Origin of the sequence: Helicobacter pylori, from assembly GCF_030323545.1 — a bacterium.
In the GTDB taxonomy this organism is placed as follows: Bacteria; Campylobacterota; Campylobacteria; order Campylobacterales; family Helicobacteraceae; genus Helicobacter; species Helicobacter pylori_CO.
The window spans coordinates 1590440-1607314 of record NZ_CP122954.1; the positions used below are offsets into that span (position 1 = coordinate 1590440).

The window sequence follows — 16875 nt, forward strand, 5'->3', positions numbered from 1 at the left end:
TTTGAAATATTTCCACGCATTAAGACGCATGGTTTATCGCCATGCCCTTTTTTACAACCTATTTTTAAAGCTCTTTTAAAACCTCTAAAGGCGACTTGAACGCTAGATTGAAAGTTTTAGCGATGCCTTCTTGGGTGATATAGCCGTTATAAGCGCTCAAGCCTCCAAGGGTGTTTGCTACGATTTTAGTGTTGGCTTTTAAAAAGCCCTTCAAGCCATGCTCTAAATAATACAACAAATACGGTGCGCTCGCATGGCTATAAGCTACAGAGCTTGTTTTAGCGGCAATCCCTGGCATGTTAGGCACGCCATAATGCAACAAATCCTCTTCCACATACACCGGGTTAGAATGGCTTGTCTGGTGTATGGTCTCTATACACCCCCCTAAATCGCAAGCCACATCTATTACTACCCCTTGTTTTTGCATGCGTTTTAAATGCCTTCTTAAGATCACTTTAGGGGTTTGGCTCGCTGTAACTAGCACCGCTCCCACTAGCCCCACCGCCCCATTTAAAGCCTGAATGATATTGGCTTCATTCACGCTTAAAACTTCTAAATCATACAAATGGTAATAGGGGTGGTTTTGCAATTTAGCGTAGTCCAATTCTAAAATCGTTACTTTAGCCCCCATTTGGCTTAAGACTTTCGCGCTCTCCATGCCAACCACACCGCCCCCAACCACGACGATTTTAGCCCTTTGCGCGCCCGATAACCCCCCAAGCATGACCCCCTTACCCATAAAGCCCTTAACATGCTCTAAAGCCAGCAAATAATGCTGGATTAAATGCGCAGCCAACCTCCCAGCCACCACGCTCATAGGCGCTAAAATAGGGTAGTCGTTTTTAGGCCCGGCAATGGTTTCAGTGCAAATGGAAGTGATTTTTTTATCTATAAACATTTCGCACAAGCTTTTTTGATACGCTAGATCCAAATAACTAAACAGCATGGCTTTTTCTTTCAACAAAGGGTATTCATGCTCTAAAGGCTCTTTGCATTTGACCACCAAATCCTGCCCCCACGCTGTTTTAGAATCCACGATTTTAGCCCCCACGCTCTCATACGCTTCGTTACTATAACCGCTATTAGCGCCGGCTTGATTTTCCACTAAAACCCCCACGCCCTTTTGAGTGATTAGCGCCACATCATCAGGCACCAAAGCCACTCGTGATTCTAAATCCATGCTTTCTTTGACTAGCCCAATAGTCATGTTAATCCTTTAAATAGTAGTGTCAGTTATGATTATATTCGCTCAATAAGACTATTTGAGTGTTTTTCTGTCAAAAACTTGAATGGTTTTACTCTTTTACACAATGAAATTACTCTATTTATTATCTATTTGCTTATTAGTAATTGGTTGTTAATTTTGGTTTAGAATAGGGATCATTAGAGGGGGTTTGAAGGAGTTATAAAATGATTTTAGTAGGATTGGAAGCGGAATTAGGAGCGTCAAAAAGAGGCACCGATAAAGGGGTTAGGCGTTTGAGAGAAGCCTTAAGCGCAACGCATGGCGATGTGATTAAAGGCATGCAAACGATCACTCAAGAGCGGTGCGTGCTTTATAAGGAGTTTAGATACGCTAAGAATTTTGAAGATTACTACCTTTTTTGTAAAGAAAATCTGATCCCTTGCATGAAAGAAGTGTTTGAGAAAAAAGAATTCCCTTTGATCTTAAGCTCAGAGCATGCGAACATGTTTGGGATTTTCCAAGCGTTTAGGAGCGTTCATAAGGACAAAAAAATAGGGATTTTGTATTTAGACGCGCATGCGGATATTCATACGGCTTATGACAGCGATTCAAAGCATATCCACGGCATGCCTTTAGGCATGGTTTTAAATCGTGTCCGTAGTGGGTTTAATCGCATGAGCGAGAGCGAAGAAAAGGCATGGCAAAAGCTCTGCTCTTTGGGGTTAGAAAAGGGAGGGTTAGAAATTGATCCTAAATGTTTGGTGTATTTTGGGGTAAGAAGCACCGAACAGAGTGAAAGAGATGTGATTAAGGAATTAGAAATCCCTTTATTCAGCGTGGAAGCGATAAGAGAAAACATGCAAGAAGTGGTTCAAAAAACCAAAGAATCATTAAAAGCGGTGGATATTATTTATCTCAGTTTGGATTTAGACATTATGGATGGCAAGCTTTTCACTTCTACCGGCGTGCGTGAAAATAACGGGCTGAGTTTTGATGAATTAAAGCGATTACTCAGCTTGCTTTTAGAAGGTTTTAAAGACAGATTGGGAGCCATTGAAGTAACCGAATACAACCCCACGGTGAGCGTAAAACACACCAACGAAGAAGAAAAGCAGGTTTTAGAGATCTTGGATCTCATCATCAATAGCTGTAAAATTAAAGATAAGAAGCCGTCTTTTGCAATGAGTCGCTGATTATTTTTCAAACAAAACGATAAAAAGTTGGAAAATGAAACCAACAATGGTGCAGTGTTTAGATGAAAAATTAACCCGCTTTTAGCGTCAAAATGTCTTGTGTGTTTTGAGAACGCACGCAAGCTTATTGTGTGTCAAAAATGGGGATTTTTCACTAGAGATTGAGCAAAATCAGCAAAATCAAAAAAAAAAAAAAAGATTTTCATGGGATTAATGTAAAATTCTTATTAAGTTTTTTTTGTTTTTATTACCTAATACTTGCATTCTTATTAGCGTGATTTTACTTGAAAAATTTAAACCATTTTTAATCTCAAAACATAAGGAGTTTGCGTTGCATAAAAAAGTTCTGTTGGCTTTAACTGCCAGCTTGATTTGCCAAGAGTCTTTGTTCGCTAAAGATAAAGACTACACTTTGGGTAAGGTTTCTACTGCCGGGAAAAAGGACAAATCTGATTATTCTGGGCAGGTCAATTTGGGTTATAGCGGGATCACCGCGCCTAAGAGTTGGCAAGATGAAGAAGTGAAAAAATACACAGGAAGCCGCACGGTGATCTCTAATAAAGCGCTCACCCAACAAGCTAACCAAAGCATTGAAGAAGCTTTACAGAATGTCCCAGGTCTGCAAATTAGGAATGCGACAGGTGTAGGGGCTATGCCTACTATCCAAATCCGTGGCTTTGGAGCGGGGGGTTCAGGGCATAGCGATGCGACGCTTATGTTAGTTAATGGTATTCCTGTTTATATGGCCCCCTACGCTCACATTGAGCTAGACATTTTCCCTGTTACCTTTCAAGCCATTGATCGCATTGATGTGATTAAGGGTGGAGGCAGCGTGCAATATGGGCCTAACACTTATGGGGGTATTGTCAATATCATCACTAAGCCTATCCCCAATCAATGGGAAAACCAAGCGGCTGAAAGGATCACTTATTGGGCTAAGGCTAGAAACGCTGGGTTTGCCGCTCCCCCTGATAAAACCGGTGATCCTTCTTTCATCAAGTCTTTAGGCAATAACCTCCTCTATAACACTTATGTGCGAAGTGGTGGGATGATCAATAAGCATGTGGGTATCCAAGCGCAAGCTAACTGGGTTAGAGGGCAAGGCTTTAGGGACAATAGCCCCTCTAGTATTTCAAACTATTGGCTAGATGGGGTCTATGACATCAACGAAAACAACGGGATTAAAGCCTATTACCAATACTACGATTTTGCTATCGCTCAACCGGGATCACTCAGCGAGCAAGATTACAAAATAAACCGCTTCGCTAATTTACGCCCTATCAACCAAAAAGGCGGGCGCTCACAACGCTTTGGGGCTGTGTATGAAAACCGCTTTGGGGATTTAGACAGAGTGGGCGGGACTTTCAGCTTCACTTACTATGGGCAGTTGATGACTAGGGACTTTCAAGTAAGCTCCAGCTACAATAGCGCTAACACGGTTACTTGTTTTAGCGAAGCGGCATGTAGGGCGGCAGGACTCCCGGCGGGGTATAACTTGGCTGTGCCTTATTATGCCACCAACTACAATGGTTGGGCAGAAGTAGAAAACCCTGTGCGCTCCATTAACAACGCTTTTGAGCCTAAAGTGAATTTGATCGTCAATACCGGGAAGGTCAGGCAAACCTTTATCATGGGCTTGCGTTTCATGACCACCACTTTTTTACAACGCCAATACTTAAACACCAACGAATGCGCCACCAAAACGAGCGGTGAGGGGGCAGGATTCTTGTGTGAGGGCGCTAATGTGATGAGCGGTTGGAAACCCCACATCAAGCATGGCGTTTATAGAAACTGGAATAACTGGCGTAACAATTACACAGCGGTTTATTTGAGCGATCGCATTGAAGCTTGGGACGGGCGCTTTTTCATCGTGCCTGGTTTGCGCTATGCTTTTGTGCAATACAACAACGAAAATGCGGCTAACTGGGTGCAAATCCCTGAGAAGGATTTAAGAAAAATCAAGCACATGAACAATTGGATGCCCTCAACCAACATTGGCTTTATCCCTGTGCAAGGCGATCACAATGTGCTGACCTACTTCAACTACCAACGCTCTTTCGTCCCGCCTCAATTAGACGTTTTGAGCTATGGAGGAGCGGAGTATTTTACCCAACACTTTGACACGGTGGAAGCAGGAGCGCGCTACACCTATAAAGATAAATTCAGCTTCAATGCGGACTACTTCAGGATTTGGGCGCGCGATTTTGCCACCGGGCAGTATTCAGTCTATACAAGCGGCCCTATGAAAGGGAATGTGCGCCCCATTAATGGCTATTCTCAAGGCGTGGAGCTAGAATTGTATTACAGGCCTATTAGAGGGTTGCAATTCCATGCCGCTTTCAACTACATTGACACTCGTGTAACCAGCCATGGCCCTTTAACAGACTTGAACGGGGATGTGCTAAAAGGGACTAGCTATAACAAGCATTTCCCTTTTGTAAGCCCTTTCCAGTTCATTTTTGACGCTCGTTACAATTGGCGTAAAACCACCATTGGTATTTCTAGCTATTTTTATAGCCGTGCTTATAGCGGGATTAGCAACAGCACAGCAGGAGGCTATTATGGGATGCAATATTATAGTGGGGGGAACAACTATGAAAGCGTTCTTAATAGCGGTTATCAATGCGAAGCTTGGTGTATGACCCAACATGAAGGGCTATTGCCTTGGTATTGGGTGTGGAATATCCAAGTGAGCCAAATTTTTTGGGAAAACGGGAGACACAGAGTTACAGGAAGCTTGCAAATTAATAATATTTTCAACATGAAGTATTATTTTACAGGGATTGGCTCTAGCCCTGCAGGCTTGCAACCTGCACCTGGAAGATCGGTTACAGCGTATTTGAACTACACTTTCTAAAGGCTTTAAAAAGGAGGGGGATTATTGCGCAATGATAAGCCGCTCAAGTTAGCCGCTTAGCAATTTTATTGAAATGATGAAATCTTTATTTAAGAATATTCCAAATAAGTTTCTTTGAGACTGGCCTTAGCCCTTTGCCAATTAGGCAAATACAAACTCAGCAAATCCCTAAAATATTCGTTATGGTGGCGCGCTTTTAAATGCAATAATTCATGCACAACCACATATTCAATGCCCTTTCTAGGCGCTTTAGCCAATTCCAAATTAAAAAGTAGGGTGCGTTTAGCAATATTACAACTCCCCCATATCCGTTTCATTTTTTGGATTCTAAAGCCTTGTATGCTTTCGTTTAAAATCTTTTCGTATTGGTTGATATAGGTTTGTATTTTTTCTCTTAAAACTTGTCTGTAATAGTTTTCTAACACTTTTAAGCGGTTTTCTAAGCTTGTTTTTTGATGGACATGCAAGATTAAATATTTAGGGCTTTGGAGAACGAAGTGTTTTTTTATAGTGTGTTCAATCTTTAACAAATAGCGTTTCCCAAAAAGATAATGGCTTTCTCTCTCTAGCATTCCTCTTTGGCTCTGTCTGTTTTGGTTTAAAAAATTTTGTTGCTGTTCTTTTATCCAAGGGAGTCTTTTAATCAAAGAAAGCCTAAGGCTCTCATCGTTTAAAGCTAGAGGGCAAGACACATGCACAGAGCCATCGGGCGGGCAAACGCTAATGTGTAAATGTTTAATATCCTTTTTTTCTATGGCGATGTTGGTATTATTTAAAGTCAAACAATAAGCGTTCATTAATGATACTCCTCTATGTGTTTGGCTAAATTAAAGACATTTTCTAACAAACCCTCATCGTTTATGATTTTTCTTAAAGCGATTTTAAGGTTTTTTTCTTTTTGATTATGCCCCACCCAACCATCTTTTTTATTACCCCTTATGCATGCGTCTATTTCTAGGGATAAGGCTTCATTTTCATCTAAATTATCATAGAGGGTTTTTAAAGCGTTAGTGTTGATCTTTTTAGGGTAATTTCTATCTTCTTTATCAATAACTTTTTTGGCTAAGTCGTGGATTTGTTGCAAGTATTCTAAATAGGTTAATTTCTTTTCTCTAAACTGGAGAATCAAATCGTTTAAAAGCGAAGATAATTTTTCGTAATACTTAGGATCGCTCGCTTCTTTTTCTATAATGCGTTTTTTGGTGTTGTTAGCGATGCTTTCTGCCATAGAGCTTTCATTTTTAAACGCTTGAGACAGCGCCTTATTAAAATCATCAATATCCATTTGGGCTAAAACTTCGCACAGCCCTTGATCTTCTATTTGGAATAACACCTCGCTATCCGTGGTTTTAATGTAAGCGTCTAAAATCCGGCGCATCTCTTCGCTATAGCTTTTTAAATCCACGCTATCCCCACTACTCAAGCCAACCGCTTTTTGTAAATGCCTGTAAAATTCCGCTTCTTGTTTGATTTGTTGCGTTTCTTCTTTAGAATAAATGGGCTTTTCTAAGTTGTTCAATTCCACAAACATTCTTAAAAATGCGCCAACAAGCTGGTAAAACAACCACCTTTTTTGAGCGTTTTTTTCTAAATCGTTCCCACAAAAATAAGCGATATAATCCTCTTCATCTTTTGGCTCTTTCACGCTTTCACAAAGCGATTTTAACTGATCTCTGGCTTCTTCTAATTTTTTCTTAATCTTTTGGGCTTTGTCAGAGATAAGCCCTTGAATGTCTTCTCTTTCATAGTTTTCAAACGCTTTATTAGTGTAATCGCTGTGCGCTTCTTGTAAGCTATCAAACAAATCCTTATAGTCTATGATACAGCCAAAATCCTTATCTTCGCTATCTAATCTATTCACCCTGCACACCGCTTGAAAAAGCCCATGATCTTGCATTTTCTTATCCATGTATAAATAAGTGAGGCTTGGCGCATCAAAACCGGTCAATAGCTTATCCACCACGATCAATAGTTTCATTCTAGAAGGCTCATTAATAAAACGCTCTTTAACTTTTTCTTCAAACTCTTTGATTTTATTAAGGGCTTTTTTCTCATCTTTTTCATCAAAAAAGTTTTGCAGCATTTTGCAATAAGTGCGGTATTTGTAACTCTCTTCGCTCTCATCGCTCCCGCAATCTTTCAGATCAGCGATATTGGGTTCATAGCTTGTGATCACAGCCACCTTATCCTTTAATTCTGTTTCTAAAAAGAGTTCAAAATACCGGCATGCGTTATACACGCTTTCAGCCACCAGCATGGCATTCCCCTTTCCATTCTTTAATCTTGGGAGTTTTGCCATATCCAATACAATATCTTGCACAATACGAGCTAATCTGTCTTTAGTGGAAAAAACTTTTTGCAAATTAACCCATTTCTTTTTAAGCTCTGTTTTAGCCGCATCATTCAAGTTTTGGGTCTTTAATTCAAAATATTCGTCTAGCTTTTCAGGGCTACTGACATATTGATCCACGCTCCTGGCTTCATAATTTAAATCTAACACCACTTTATCGCTAACGGCTTCATTAAATTTATAGCAATGGATATAATCCCCAAACACTTCCTGGCTTGTCTTTTTATCTTGTTTCAACAAAGGCGTGCCGCTAAAGGCGATAAAAATCGCATTAGGGAGCAGGCTTTTCATGGCGTTGTGCAATTTGCCGCTTTGGGTTCTGTGGCATTCATCCACTAAAACAATCCATTCCTTTAAAACAGGTTGCTTTTTTAAATCTTCTAAATCGTTGTCATCAAATTTATGCACAAGCGATCCGACCAAAGATTCCTTATTTTCAAACAGCACGCTCAATAAATCCTTCTTGCTGTCGGCGCGATAAATGGTCTCGCCTATTCCTTCAAACACGCCTTGAATTTGAGCGTCTAATTCCCTCCTGTCTGTAACGATTAAAATCCTTGCTTGTTTTCTATTCCTTATTAGCCATCGAGCAAGCCACACCATAGTAAGACTCTTACCGCTGCCTTGCGTGTGCCAGATAATCCCCCCTTCTTTTCTTTTGATAAATTCTTGCGTTTTTTTAATTGCAAAATATTGGTGGAACCTGGCGCATTTCTTTTGCCCCTTATCAAAAATCAAAAAATCATGGATAAATTCTAAAAACCTTTCTTTTTTTAAAAAGCGTTCAATCGTCTCAAACAAATTTTTTAAAACGCCCTCTTCTTTCCAAGAAAGGTAGTATTTTTCTTCAGTCTCTATGACGCCATATTTTAGCCCTTGACTTTCATTGCCCGCCATAACCAATTGGATCGTTTTAAAAAAATCTCTAATAAACTCTTTCTTTTGGTTGTCTAAATTTTGCCTGATACCGCTTTCTACGCTCACGCTGGATTTTTTCAATTCTAGCACCCCTAAAGCGATCCCATTAACATAAAGCACTATGTCCGGTCGCTTCATGTTTGGCCCTTTAACGCTCACTTCTTCAGCCACGCTAAATTCATTCTTAGAAATGTCTTTCCAATCAATGAGATAAGTCGTTTGAGTGTTTTCATTCTGGCTTATTTTAGTTTTCACGCCATAAATTAAAAGCTCGTAAAATTCTTGATTCGCTTCGTATAAATCGTTTTTTAAAGCTTTATGGATTTTCTGCTCAATTTTATGCCACCTTTCATCATTGATTTTTTGATTTTTAATTAACCATGCTTTCAAGCTTTCTTTATTGATGTTTTCATTATCGCTCTTTATTAAATCCCCTAAATACACATAGCCCATGCTTTTAAAAGTTTCTATGACTTGTTTTTGAACTTCTTTTTCTGTTTTCATTATTATAAACCCTTAAGAACGCTTTTTACCGCTTTATATTATAATCCTAAAAACAAAATAGGGCGGTTAAAATGGCGATCAAAAAAAGCGAATTGTATAGCTCTTTATGGGCTGGAGCGGATAGTTTAAGGGGCGGAATGGATGCGAGCGAGTATAAAAACTATGTTTTGAACCTGCTTTTTTTAAAATACATCAGCGATAAAGCCAGAAATGATGCTAAAAACCATATTGAGAGCGCCATAGAAGTGCCACAAGGGTGCTTTTATGAAGACATTCTCGCTTTAGAGGGCGATAAGGAAATAGGCGACAAACTCAATAAAATCATCGCAGAGATCGCAAAGAAAAACCAATTAGAAGGCGCGATTGACAGCGTGGATTTTAACGATAACACTAAGCTTGGAGATGGTAAAGCGATGATAGACACCCTTTCTAATCTGGTTAAAATCTTTGCTGATTTGAGTTTGGGCGCGCATGGGGCTTTAGACGATGATTTACTGGGCGATGCATACGAATATTTAATGCGCCACTTTGCCAGCGAGTCCGGTAAATCCAAAGGGCAGTTTTACACCCCTAGCGAAGTTTCGCTTTTATTATCCCTTTTGCTTGGCATTGATGAAAACACCAAACAGGATAAAAGCATCTATGACCCCACTTGCGGGAGCGGTTCGTTATTGTTAAAAGCTTCTAGCTTGGCTGGCGAAAAAGGCTTAACTATCTATGGCCAAGAAAAAGACATTTCCACCACAGCCCTTTGTAAAATGAATATGATTTTACATAATAGTGCTGATGCTGAGATTGCTAAAGGGGGTTCTAGCACCCTTTCTAACCCCCTTTTTATTAATGAAAAAAATGGCATGCTGAAAACCTTTGATTATGTCGTGGCTAACCCTCCCTTTAGCTTGAAAACTGGACTGACGGGCTAAGCATAGACTATAAAAGCAAGCAAGTTATTAATGATCGTTTCAATCGTTTTGAAGACGGCACGCCCCCTGAAAAAAATGGCGATTTTGCTTTTTTGCTCCACATCATCAAATCCTTAAAAGACACAGGCAAAGGGGCGGTGATTTTACCCCATGGGGTGCTATTTAGGGGGAATGCTGAGGGCGCAATCAGAAAAAATCTTTTACTAAAAGGCTATATTAAAGGCGTGATAGGCCTAGCCCCTAACCTTTTTTATGGCACTTCCATTCCTGCATGCGTGGTTGTTTTAGACAAAGAAAACGCGCACGCCAGAAAGGGCGTTTTTATGATTGATGCGAGCAAGGATTTTAAAAAAGACGGCAATAAAAACCGCTTGAGAGAGCAAGATGTCCAAAAAATGATAGACACTTTTAACGCTTTAAAAGAAATCCCTTATTATTCCAAAATGGTGAGCCTAGAAGAAATTAGCGCTAACGGCTATAACTTGAATATCGCGCGCTACATCGCCGCCCAACAAGAAACAGAAAAAGACTTGTTCGCTTTAATCAACAGCCACAAAGCGAGTTATTTGCCCAAAAACGAAATAAAAGCCTACGCCCCTTATTTTCAAGTGTTTAAAGATCTTAAAAACACGCTTTTTAAAAAGAGCGATAAAGAGGGTTATTACGCTTTAAAAACAGAATGCGAAAACATTAAAGATTACATCACTCAAAGCTCAGAATACCAAACCTTCCACGCTTCTGTTTTAAGCGCTTTTGACCGGTTGGAACTATTGACAACTTTTAATGATTTAGAGCCAGGTTTTAACCCAAAAACCCTCATAGAGAGCGTTTGTTCAAAAGTTTTAAAAGAATTTGAAAAAGTGGAAATTTTAGACAAATACGGCGTGTATCAGCTCTTCAAAGATTACTACAACGAAGTCTTGCAAGACGATTGGTTCCTTCTTTCATTCAATGGCTTTATAAGCGCTAAAGAATTAAGGAAATTAACCCCCCTAAAAGACAAAAACAAAAAAGCCAATTATTTGGAGGAGCCGGATTTTATCATTCAAAAAACCTACTATAAAAGCGATCTGATCCCTAAAAACCTGATCAAACAACGCTTTTTTGAAAAAGAAGCGAAAGAATTAGAAGAATTAGAAAACGCCCTCAATGAAAAAGAGGCCCTTTTAGATGAATTTATAGAAGAGCATTCTAACGAAGAGGGGCTTTTTTATGAGTTGAAAATCAATGAAAGCGTTTTGAAAAGAGAGCTAAAAAACGCCACCGATTTAGAAGATAAAAAAACCCTAAAAACCGCTTTAGAATTGCTAGAAGCCAAAAACATGGTGCTAAAAACGAAAAATAAAGCCTATGAGGAGCTGGAATTAAAAGCGTTCCACCAATATAAAAACTTGAAATTAAATGAAATTAAGGATCTCATCATCAAAGACAAATGGCTTAACAGCTTGAAAACCGCCCTAGAAAACAAAATTGTTAAACGCACCAACGCTTTCACTAGCGCCCTTGATGAAATCGTTTCAAACTACTCTAACAGCTTGTTAGAATTAGACAAAGAAGTCAAAGAGAGCGAGTCAAAAGTTTTAGAACATTTGAAAGATTTGGGGTTAATGGGGTGATAAACGCATGGACGCATTAATGCTGCCCTTACCAAAGGATTGGGAAGCGGTAAAAGTAGAAGATATTTTTGAAATCATCACGGATTTTTCAGCTGCTGGATCCTTTGCACAACAAAGTCAAATGGTTCAATACACAAACGATAGAACAAATTATGCACAACTAATACGAACAACCGAATTAAAAAATGGTTTTAACAATACAAATGCTATTTATATCAACAAAGAGGCGTTTGAATTTCTGTGGCGTGTTAATCTTAACAGCGATGCAATTATATTGCCAAATATAGGAATAAATTGTGGAGAAATTTATTATGTGGATATTAAAAAATTAATTCATAAACATAACGCATTGGCACCAAATGCCATTTTGATAAGAACAAAGAAAGCCAACCTAAAATTTTTATTTTATGCTTTTTTAGATACATGGTTTCAAAAACAATTAATAAACATTATAACCTCATCAGTACAACCAAAATTCACTAAAACTGACTTAAGAGACTTACTAATCCCCCTACCCCCTCTAAACGAACAAATCGCTATCGCTAACATTTTAAGCGATGTGGATCGTTATCTTTATAATTTAGACGCCCTCATTCTTAAAAAAGAGAGCGTTAAAAAAGCTTTAAGCTTTGAACTATTGAGCCAAAGAAAACGCTTGAAAGGCTTCAATCAAGCTTGGCAACGAGTGAGACTTGGGGATATATGTGAATTTGGCAACGGAGGAGCTTATGAAACCCTAATAGTAGAAAATGGAGATTTTAAACTAATAAGCTTAAATAGTGTTGATATTGATGGCAATTTAAAAAATACAATGAAACGAGTTAATTTTTATGATAATTCATTAAAACAAGGTGATATAGTCATGGTTTTAAGCGATGTTGCTCATGGGGATTTTTTAGGACTTTGTGCAGTTATTCCTAGTAATGATTATGTGTTAAATCAACGCATGGGAAGACTTAGAATAAGGAATGATTGCATCAACATTTTATTTTTAAGATTGTATATTAATGCAAATCAAAAATATTTCAAAATGCAAGGTCAAGGTAGTTCGCAATTGAATTTATCCAAAAAAGCCATTGAAGATTTTGAAATCCTTTTACCCCCTCTAAACGAACAAATCGCTATCGCTAACATTTTAAGCGGTTTGGATAATGAGATCACAAGCCTTAAAAACAAAAAACGCCAATTTGACAACATCAAAAAAGCTTTAAACCACGATTTAATGAGCGCTAAAATCAGGGTTTTAAAAAAATAAGTTTTATAACAAAATGACCAACGCCCCAAAAGTCAAGGACAAACCCGCTTATAAAGGAAACCCCTAAGCTTTTAAACTTAGGGGAACGCTCTTGAAAAAATCAGCGTTTCACAGAAACGATCACTTTAAGCCCCAAAAAAGCAAACTCAAAGTATAATGTTTTCCAAGAGCGTTTGTTATGTGGCTTTGACATAACATGCTCCTTTTAAGGTGATTTGCCCCATAAGGCCACTTATGGGGCGTGATGAGATTTTACAACAAACCCCCTTAAAACTTTTAATTTTACAAACGCTAAAAACAAGATTAAAAAATTGAAAAGATAAAAAATAAAACGCCCCAAAAGTCAAGGACAAACCCACTTTACAAGGAAACTCCCTAAGCTTAAAAGCTTAAGGGAACGCTCTTAGAAAATCAGCGTTTCACAGAAACGATCACTTTAAGCCCCAAAAAAGCAAACTCAAAGTATAATGTTTTCCAAGAGCGTTTGCCACTTTTGCGTTTCATGGCATGCTCCTTACAATGTTGGTCTGCCCCATAATGCAACTATGGGGCGTGATGAAATCCTACAACAAACCCCCTTAAAATCTCATCTAATCAAAAACAAGGCGTTTTTAAAACATTAAAGAACTAACGTTATTGAGTGGTATTTTTTAAATCTAGTGCTTCAAGCAATCTTCAAACAAATATTGATGCTCGCAAGGTAAAGCGTCAAATAAGGCTTTGGCTAAATCTTGCATTTCTTTTAAGGCTTTATTACTGCTTCTTAAGGTCAATAAATTTTGCAAGCTCCTAGCGTTAATGCTATACGCTAAATGCGTTTTATAGCTCTCCGGCATGGCGTATTTGGCTAAATCGTTTTTAATGTTATGCTCGCTCAATAAAACCCTGAGATTTTCCAAAGCTAAAACGCTCATTGCATTCACTTTTTCATTATCCACAAACACTAAAAACTCTTTGGCTCTCGCTAAATTCGTTTCATTAAGGGGTAAAAAGCTCTCCACTTCTTTCAATTCCCTTAAAGTGTAGCGGCTTGATTTCACGCTCAAGCTCGCTATTCTATGCCGGCTCAATTCTTGCAACGCTCCCCTGCTCAAACCCTTGATTTCAAAATTGTAATAAAGATGCTCTAAAGTGGAAGAATGCCTGAAAATATTCCCCACCCTATGGATCAAATCCTTATCCTTACAGCCTCCGCCATCGCTGTATTCAAAGCTCTGCCAGCAAGTGCGGATCGCTTGGCTCGCAATGTCTAAAGGGGTATAGTGCTTACAAATCACTTCCATTATTTGACTCCTAATCGCTTTTTATTCCACGGTAACGCTTTTAGCTAAGTTTCTTGGGTGATCCACATCATGATTTAGGCGCATAGCGATTTCTAAGGCTAAAAGCTGCACCGCTAAATTCATGCGGAAAAATTCTTCCATGTAGCTTTCGCTCTCTTCTAATTGGATAAAATCATCAGCGATCTCTAAAATTTCAGAGCTTAACACGCAAATCGTAGAATCCCTAGCGCTCAATTCTTCAATATTGCTTTTGGTTTTATCAAATAACAAGTGCTTAGACAATAGAGCAATGGTAAAAAGATTAGAATCCACTAACGCAATAGGCCCATGTTTCATCTCCGCGCTTGCATACCCCTCAGCGTGCAAGTAGCTGATTTCTTTAAGTTTTAACGCTCCTTCTAAAGCGAGCGGGTAAAACACATCGCGCCCGATATAAAAAAAGCCATGCCCATGCAAGTAGCGTTTGGATAGGCGCTTGATTTTTTCATGCAATTTAGGCTCTACTTTCATCGCATTCACGCTATTGAGCATGTTTTTAGCCTGGATTCTTTCTTCTTCTTTAGAGATGGTCCCTAGCTGTTTGCCTATATACACGCTCAAAAGCCATAAAAGCATCACTTGCGAAGAAAACGCCTTAGTGGATGCCACGCTCCGCTCCACCCCGGCTCTAATCAAAAGCGTGTGATCGCTGATGCGGCTCATCATGCTAAAGGGAGCGTTACACAAGCTAATGGTTTTAAGCCCTTGGGCTTTGGCTAATTTTAACGCCTCTAAAGTGTCAGCGGTTTCGCCGCTTTGAGAAATCGCTATAAAAAGCTCGTTAGGGTTGCTTTTAAAATGGGCGTAGCGGTATTCGCTCGCTAAAATGGCCCTCGCTCTTATTTTGGCTAATCTTTCAAACAGATACACGCTCGCCAAGCTCGCATGGTAACTGCTCCCGCAAGAACACAGCGTGATTTCATTCACATTCTCTAAAAATTTAGGATCGATCTCGCAATACACATTCAAGGCTTCCAAGCGCCCCTCTAAACACTCTAACAAACTGCTGTGCTGCTCATAAATCTCTTTTTCTAAATAATTCCTAAAATCCCCTTTAGAATAATCTTTATTCTCAAAAGCGTAATCTTTCATGTTTTCAATATTGTTTAAATCTTTAAAATTTTCTAAAGAAATCCGCCCCACGCTGTTTTCTTCTAAAATGACAAATTGATCCACTTTAGGGGCTAGCACGCTCAAACTGGACGCAAAAAACACCCCCTCTTTGCCCTTACCCACGATTAAAGGCGAAGAAGATTTAGCGTAAAAGAGGCTCTCTTTAGCCCTTTTATGGAGCATTAAAATCGCATAACTCCCTTTTAAAAGGCTGATGCTCTTTTCAAAAGCTTTCAACAAATCGCTCTCGCTTTTAAGCGTTTCTTCTAATAAATGCGCAATGACTTCCGTGTCCGTTTGGCTCAAAAACGCATGCCCTTTATTTTCCAATTCTTTTTTCAAGCTCGCGTAATTTTCAATGATGCCATTATGCACTAAGGCTAAATTTTCTGTAAAATGCGGGTGGGCATTCGCGCTGCTTGGCTTGCCATGCGTGGCCCATCTGGTGTGAGCGATACTCACGCCAAAATCCAAAAACTCTTTATTTTTAAGCTCTGATTTAAGGTTTTCTAATTTCCCTTGAGTTTTAAACACTTCCAAACAATCATTACTCAATACGGCTAAACCCGCGCTGTCATAGCCTCTGTATTCTAATTCCTTTAAGCCCTCTAAAAGAACGGATTTTTTCTCGCTATCCCCTATATAACCTACAATCCCGCACATTTAAAACACCAATAACCCTTTTTTGATCTTATTTAAAGCGTTAATAAGCTCCTTCAATCGCTCCACTTCTTCGCTTAGTTGCGTAAAAAACGCTTCATTCACGCCCTTTGGCATGTCCATGCTCCCTCTTTTGATCTCAATAAAATCCCCCAAACTCAAATCCGCTAATTTTAAAAGCATTTCAATTTCATTTTGCGAATCTTCAATCTCCGCTAAAATCTTGCGTATTTTTTCAAACATAATAACCGCCTTTAATTTTAGAATGCTCCATGATAGCTAAAGTATTCTTATAAGCTTTTGAGCGTGTCTTCTAAAATTTGTTTGACTTTGGCGTGGTTGTCTTTAAATTCCTTATGCGCATTAAGCCCTACATAGTTACTCACGCAAAAAATCCCTTTAGCCTTCAAAGAAAAAATTTTAGCCACGCTTAAGACGCTAAAAAACTCCATGTTTTCTAATAAAACGCCCTTTTGAGCCATTTTTTTAGCGAACATTTCGCTGGTGTGGATGTAGTTACTGCTATTCACACACACCCTTTCAAAAAGAGCTTCCTCTTTGGTTTCTATTTGAATGAAATTATCCAAAGGCGTGTAGCTGTTTAAATGGCTAAAACTCTCTTCAACTTGATAGCCACAAACGCTTTCAAACACGCTTAAAAGCTCAATTTCTGGGCTATAACTCCCAGCGCTCCCTATAAAAATAAGGCTTTTTGTATCAGGGTTTTTTAAACACATTCTCGTTAAATTAATCGCGCTCTCTATCAAACCCACGCCAATAGGCGTCGCTCCCTTTAAAGTTTCATTCCTTCCAGCACAAAGCAGCATGAAGATCCTTTTTTCGCATCTATTAGATTATTATGAGTAAGCATTATAGACAAACCCTTAAAAGAAACACCTTAATTTTAAGGCTTCATTCACATTTCATTCACATGTTATTCCTTTTTCATTCACAACTTATTCACGCTATAATAACGCC

12 protein-coding genes and 1 pseudogene are annotated in these 16875 nt (G+C 39.0%); 4 read left to right on the forward strand and 9 right to left on the reverse strand.

Annotated elements, in window-relative coordinates:
• Positions 1–64: 64 nt before the first annotated feature.
• Positions 65–1207: an alanine dehydrogenase gene (locus tag QAP06_RS07675; RefSeq protein WP_286465700.1), complete on the reverse strand. Its 1143-nt coding sequence runs from the start codon at positions 1205–1207 to the stop codon at positions 65–67.
• 203 nt (positions 1208–1410) lie between these two features.
• Here QAP06_RS07675 and rocF point away from each other — a divergent pair, with 203 nt between their 5' ends.
• Positions 1411–2379, forward strand: coding sequence for an arginase (rocF, locus tag QAP06_RS07680; protein ID WP_286465701.1), 969 nt, complete (start codon positions 1411–1413; stop codon positions 2377–2379).
• A 331-nt stretch (positions 2380–2710) separates the two neighbouring features.
• The gene (locus QAP06_RS07685; RefSeq protein ID WP_286465703.1) at positions 2711–5236 is read left to right on the forward strand and encodes a TonB-dependent receptor family protein; all 2526 of its coding nucleotides are present in this window, start codon (positions 2711–2713) and stop codon (positions 5234–5236) included.
• An 89-nt stretch (positions 5237–5325) separates the two neighbouring features.
• Here the strand turns inward: QAP06_RS07685 and QAP06_RS07690 are convergent, their stop codons facing one another.
• A complete protein-coding gene (locus tag QAP06_RS07690; protein WP_180459035.1) occupies positions 5326–6033 on the reverse strand; it encodes a YgjP family zinc-dependent metalloprotease in 708 nt (235 codons plus the stop codon).
• The gene (locus QAP06_RS07695; protein WP_286465704.1) at positions 6033–9008 is read right to left on the reverse strand and encodes a type I restriction endonuclease subunit R; all 2976 of its coding nucleotides are present in this window, start codon (positions 9006–9008) and stop codon (positions 6033–6035) included. Before QAP06_RS07695 ends, QAP06_RS07690 begins: the two co-directional genes overlap by 1 nt.
• A 71-nt stretch (positions 9009–9079) precedes the next feature.
• Between QAP06_RS07695 and QAP06_RS07700 the strand changes: the two are divergent.
• Positions 9080–11547 (forward strand): annotated as a pseudogene (locus QAP06_RS07700) (type I restriction-modification system subunit M).
• 7 nt (positions 11548–11554) lie between these two features.
• Positions 11555–12802, forward strand: coding sequence for a restriction endonuclease subunit S (locus QAP06_RS07705; RefSeq protein WP_286465705.1), 1248 nt, complete (start codon positions 11555–11557; stop codon positions 12800–12802).
• Positions 12803–12902: 100 nt separating this feature from the next.
• Here QAP06_RS07705 and aapA3 (QAP06_RS07825) read toward each other — a convergent pair whose 3' ends face one another.
• The 6 genes from aapA3 (QAP06_RS07825) to QAP06_RS07725 all read right to left on the reverse strand — a co-directional run bounded on the left by aapA3 (QAP06_RS07825) (position 12903) and on the right by QAP06_RS07725 (position 16724).
• Positions 12903–12995: a type I toxin-antitoxin system toxin AapA3 gene (gene aapA3 / locus QAP06_RS07825; RefSeq protein WP_488578093.1), complete on the reverse strand. Its 93-nt coding sequence runs from the start codon at positions 12993–12995 to the stop codon at positions 12903–12905.
• A gap of 218 nt (positions 12996–13213) precedes the next feature.
• Entirely contained in the window at positions 13214–13306 is a 93-nt protein-coding gene (aapA3, locus tag QAP06_RS07830; RefSeq protein ID WP_000824148.1) for a type I toxin-antitoxin system toxin AapA3, read from the reverse strand.
• Between the two features lie 152 nt (positions 13307–13458).
• Entirely contained in the window at positions 13459–14085 is a 627-nt protein-coding gene (thyX, locus tag QAP06_RS07710; protein ID WP_286465706.1) for an FAD-dependent thymidylate synthase, read from the reverse strand.
• A gap of 21 nt (positions 14086–14106) precedes the next feature.
• On the reverse strand, positions 14107–15900 hold the full coding sequence (gene glmS / locus QAP06_RS07715) for a glutamine--fructose-6-phosphate transaminase (isomerizing) (RefSeq protein ID WP_286465708.1): 1794 nt from the start codon (positions 15898–15900) through the stop codon (positions 14107–14109).
• Complete coding sequence (locus QAP06_RS07720; RefSeq protein WP_000461841.1) at positions 15901–16140, reverse strand: DUF2443 family protein; 240 nt, start codon at positions 16138–16140, stop codon at positions 15901–15903. It lies immediately after the preceding gene.
• Positions 16141–16187: 47 nt separating this feature from the next.
• Positions 16188–16724: a nucleoside phosphorylase-I family protein gene (locus QAP06_RS07725; RefSeq protein ID WP_286465710.1), complete on the reverse strand. Its 537-nt coding sequence runs from the start codon at positions 16722–16724 to the stop codon at positions 16188–16190.
• Positions 16725–16875 lie beyond the last annotated feature (151 nt).

Excerpts from the sequence above, each read along its gene's own strand:
- QAP06_RS07675 (WP_286465700.1), bottom strand. The coding sequence starts at position 1,207 with ATGACTATTGGGCTAGTCAAAGAAAGCATGGATTTAGAATCACGAGTG.
- rocF (WP_286465701.1), top strand. The coding sequence starts at position 1,411 with ATGATTTTAGTAGGATTGGAAGCGGAATTAGGAGCGTCAAAAAGAGGC.
- QAP06_RS07690 (WP_180459035.1), bottom strand. The coding sequence starts at position 6,033 with ATGAACGCTTATTGTTTGACTTTAAATAATACCAACATCGCCATAGAA.
- QAP06_RS07695 (WP_286465704.1), bottom strand. The coding sequence starts at position 9,008 with ATGAAAACAGAAAAAGAAGTTCAAAAACAAGTCATAGAAACTTTTAAA.
- QAP06_RS07705 (WP_286465705.1), top strand. The coding sequence starts at position 11,555 with ATGGACGCATTAATGCTGCCCTTACCAAAGGATTGGGAAGCGGTAAAA.
- aapA3 (WP_488578093.1), bottom strand. The coding sequence starts at position 12,995 with ATGTCAAAGCCACATAACAAACGCTCTTGGAAAACATTATACTTTGAG.
- aapA3 (WP_000824148.1), bottom strand. The coding sequence starts at position 13,306 with ATGAAACGCAAAAGTGGCAAACGCTCTTGGAAAACATTATACTTTGAG.
- thyX (WP_286465706.1), bottom strand. The coding sequence starts at position 14,085 with ATGGAAGTGATTTGTAAGCACTATACCCCTTTAGACATTGCGAGCCAA.
- glmS (WP_286465708.1), bottom strand. The coding sequence starts at position 15,900 with ATGTGCGGGATTGTAGGTTATATAGGGGATAGCGAGAAAAAATCCGTT.
- QAP06_RS07720 (WP_000461841.1), bottom strand. The coding sequence starts at position 16,140 with ATGTTTGAAAAAATACGCAAGATTTTAGCGGAGATTGAAGATTCGCAA.
- QAP06_RS07725 (WP_286465710.1), bottom strand. The coding sequence starts at position 16,724 with ATGCTGCTTTGTGCTGGAAGGAATGAAACTTTAAAGGGAGCGACGCCT.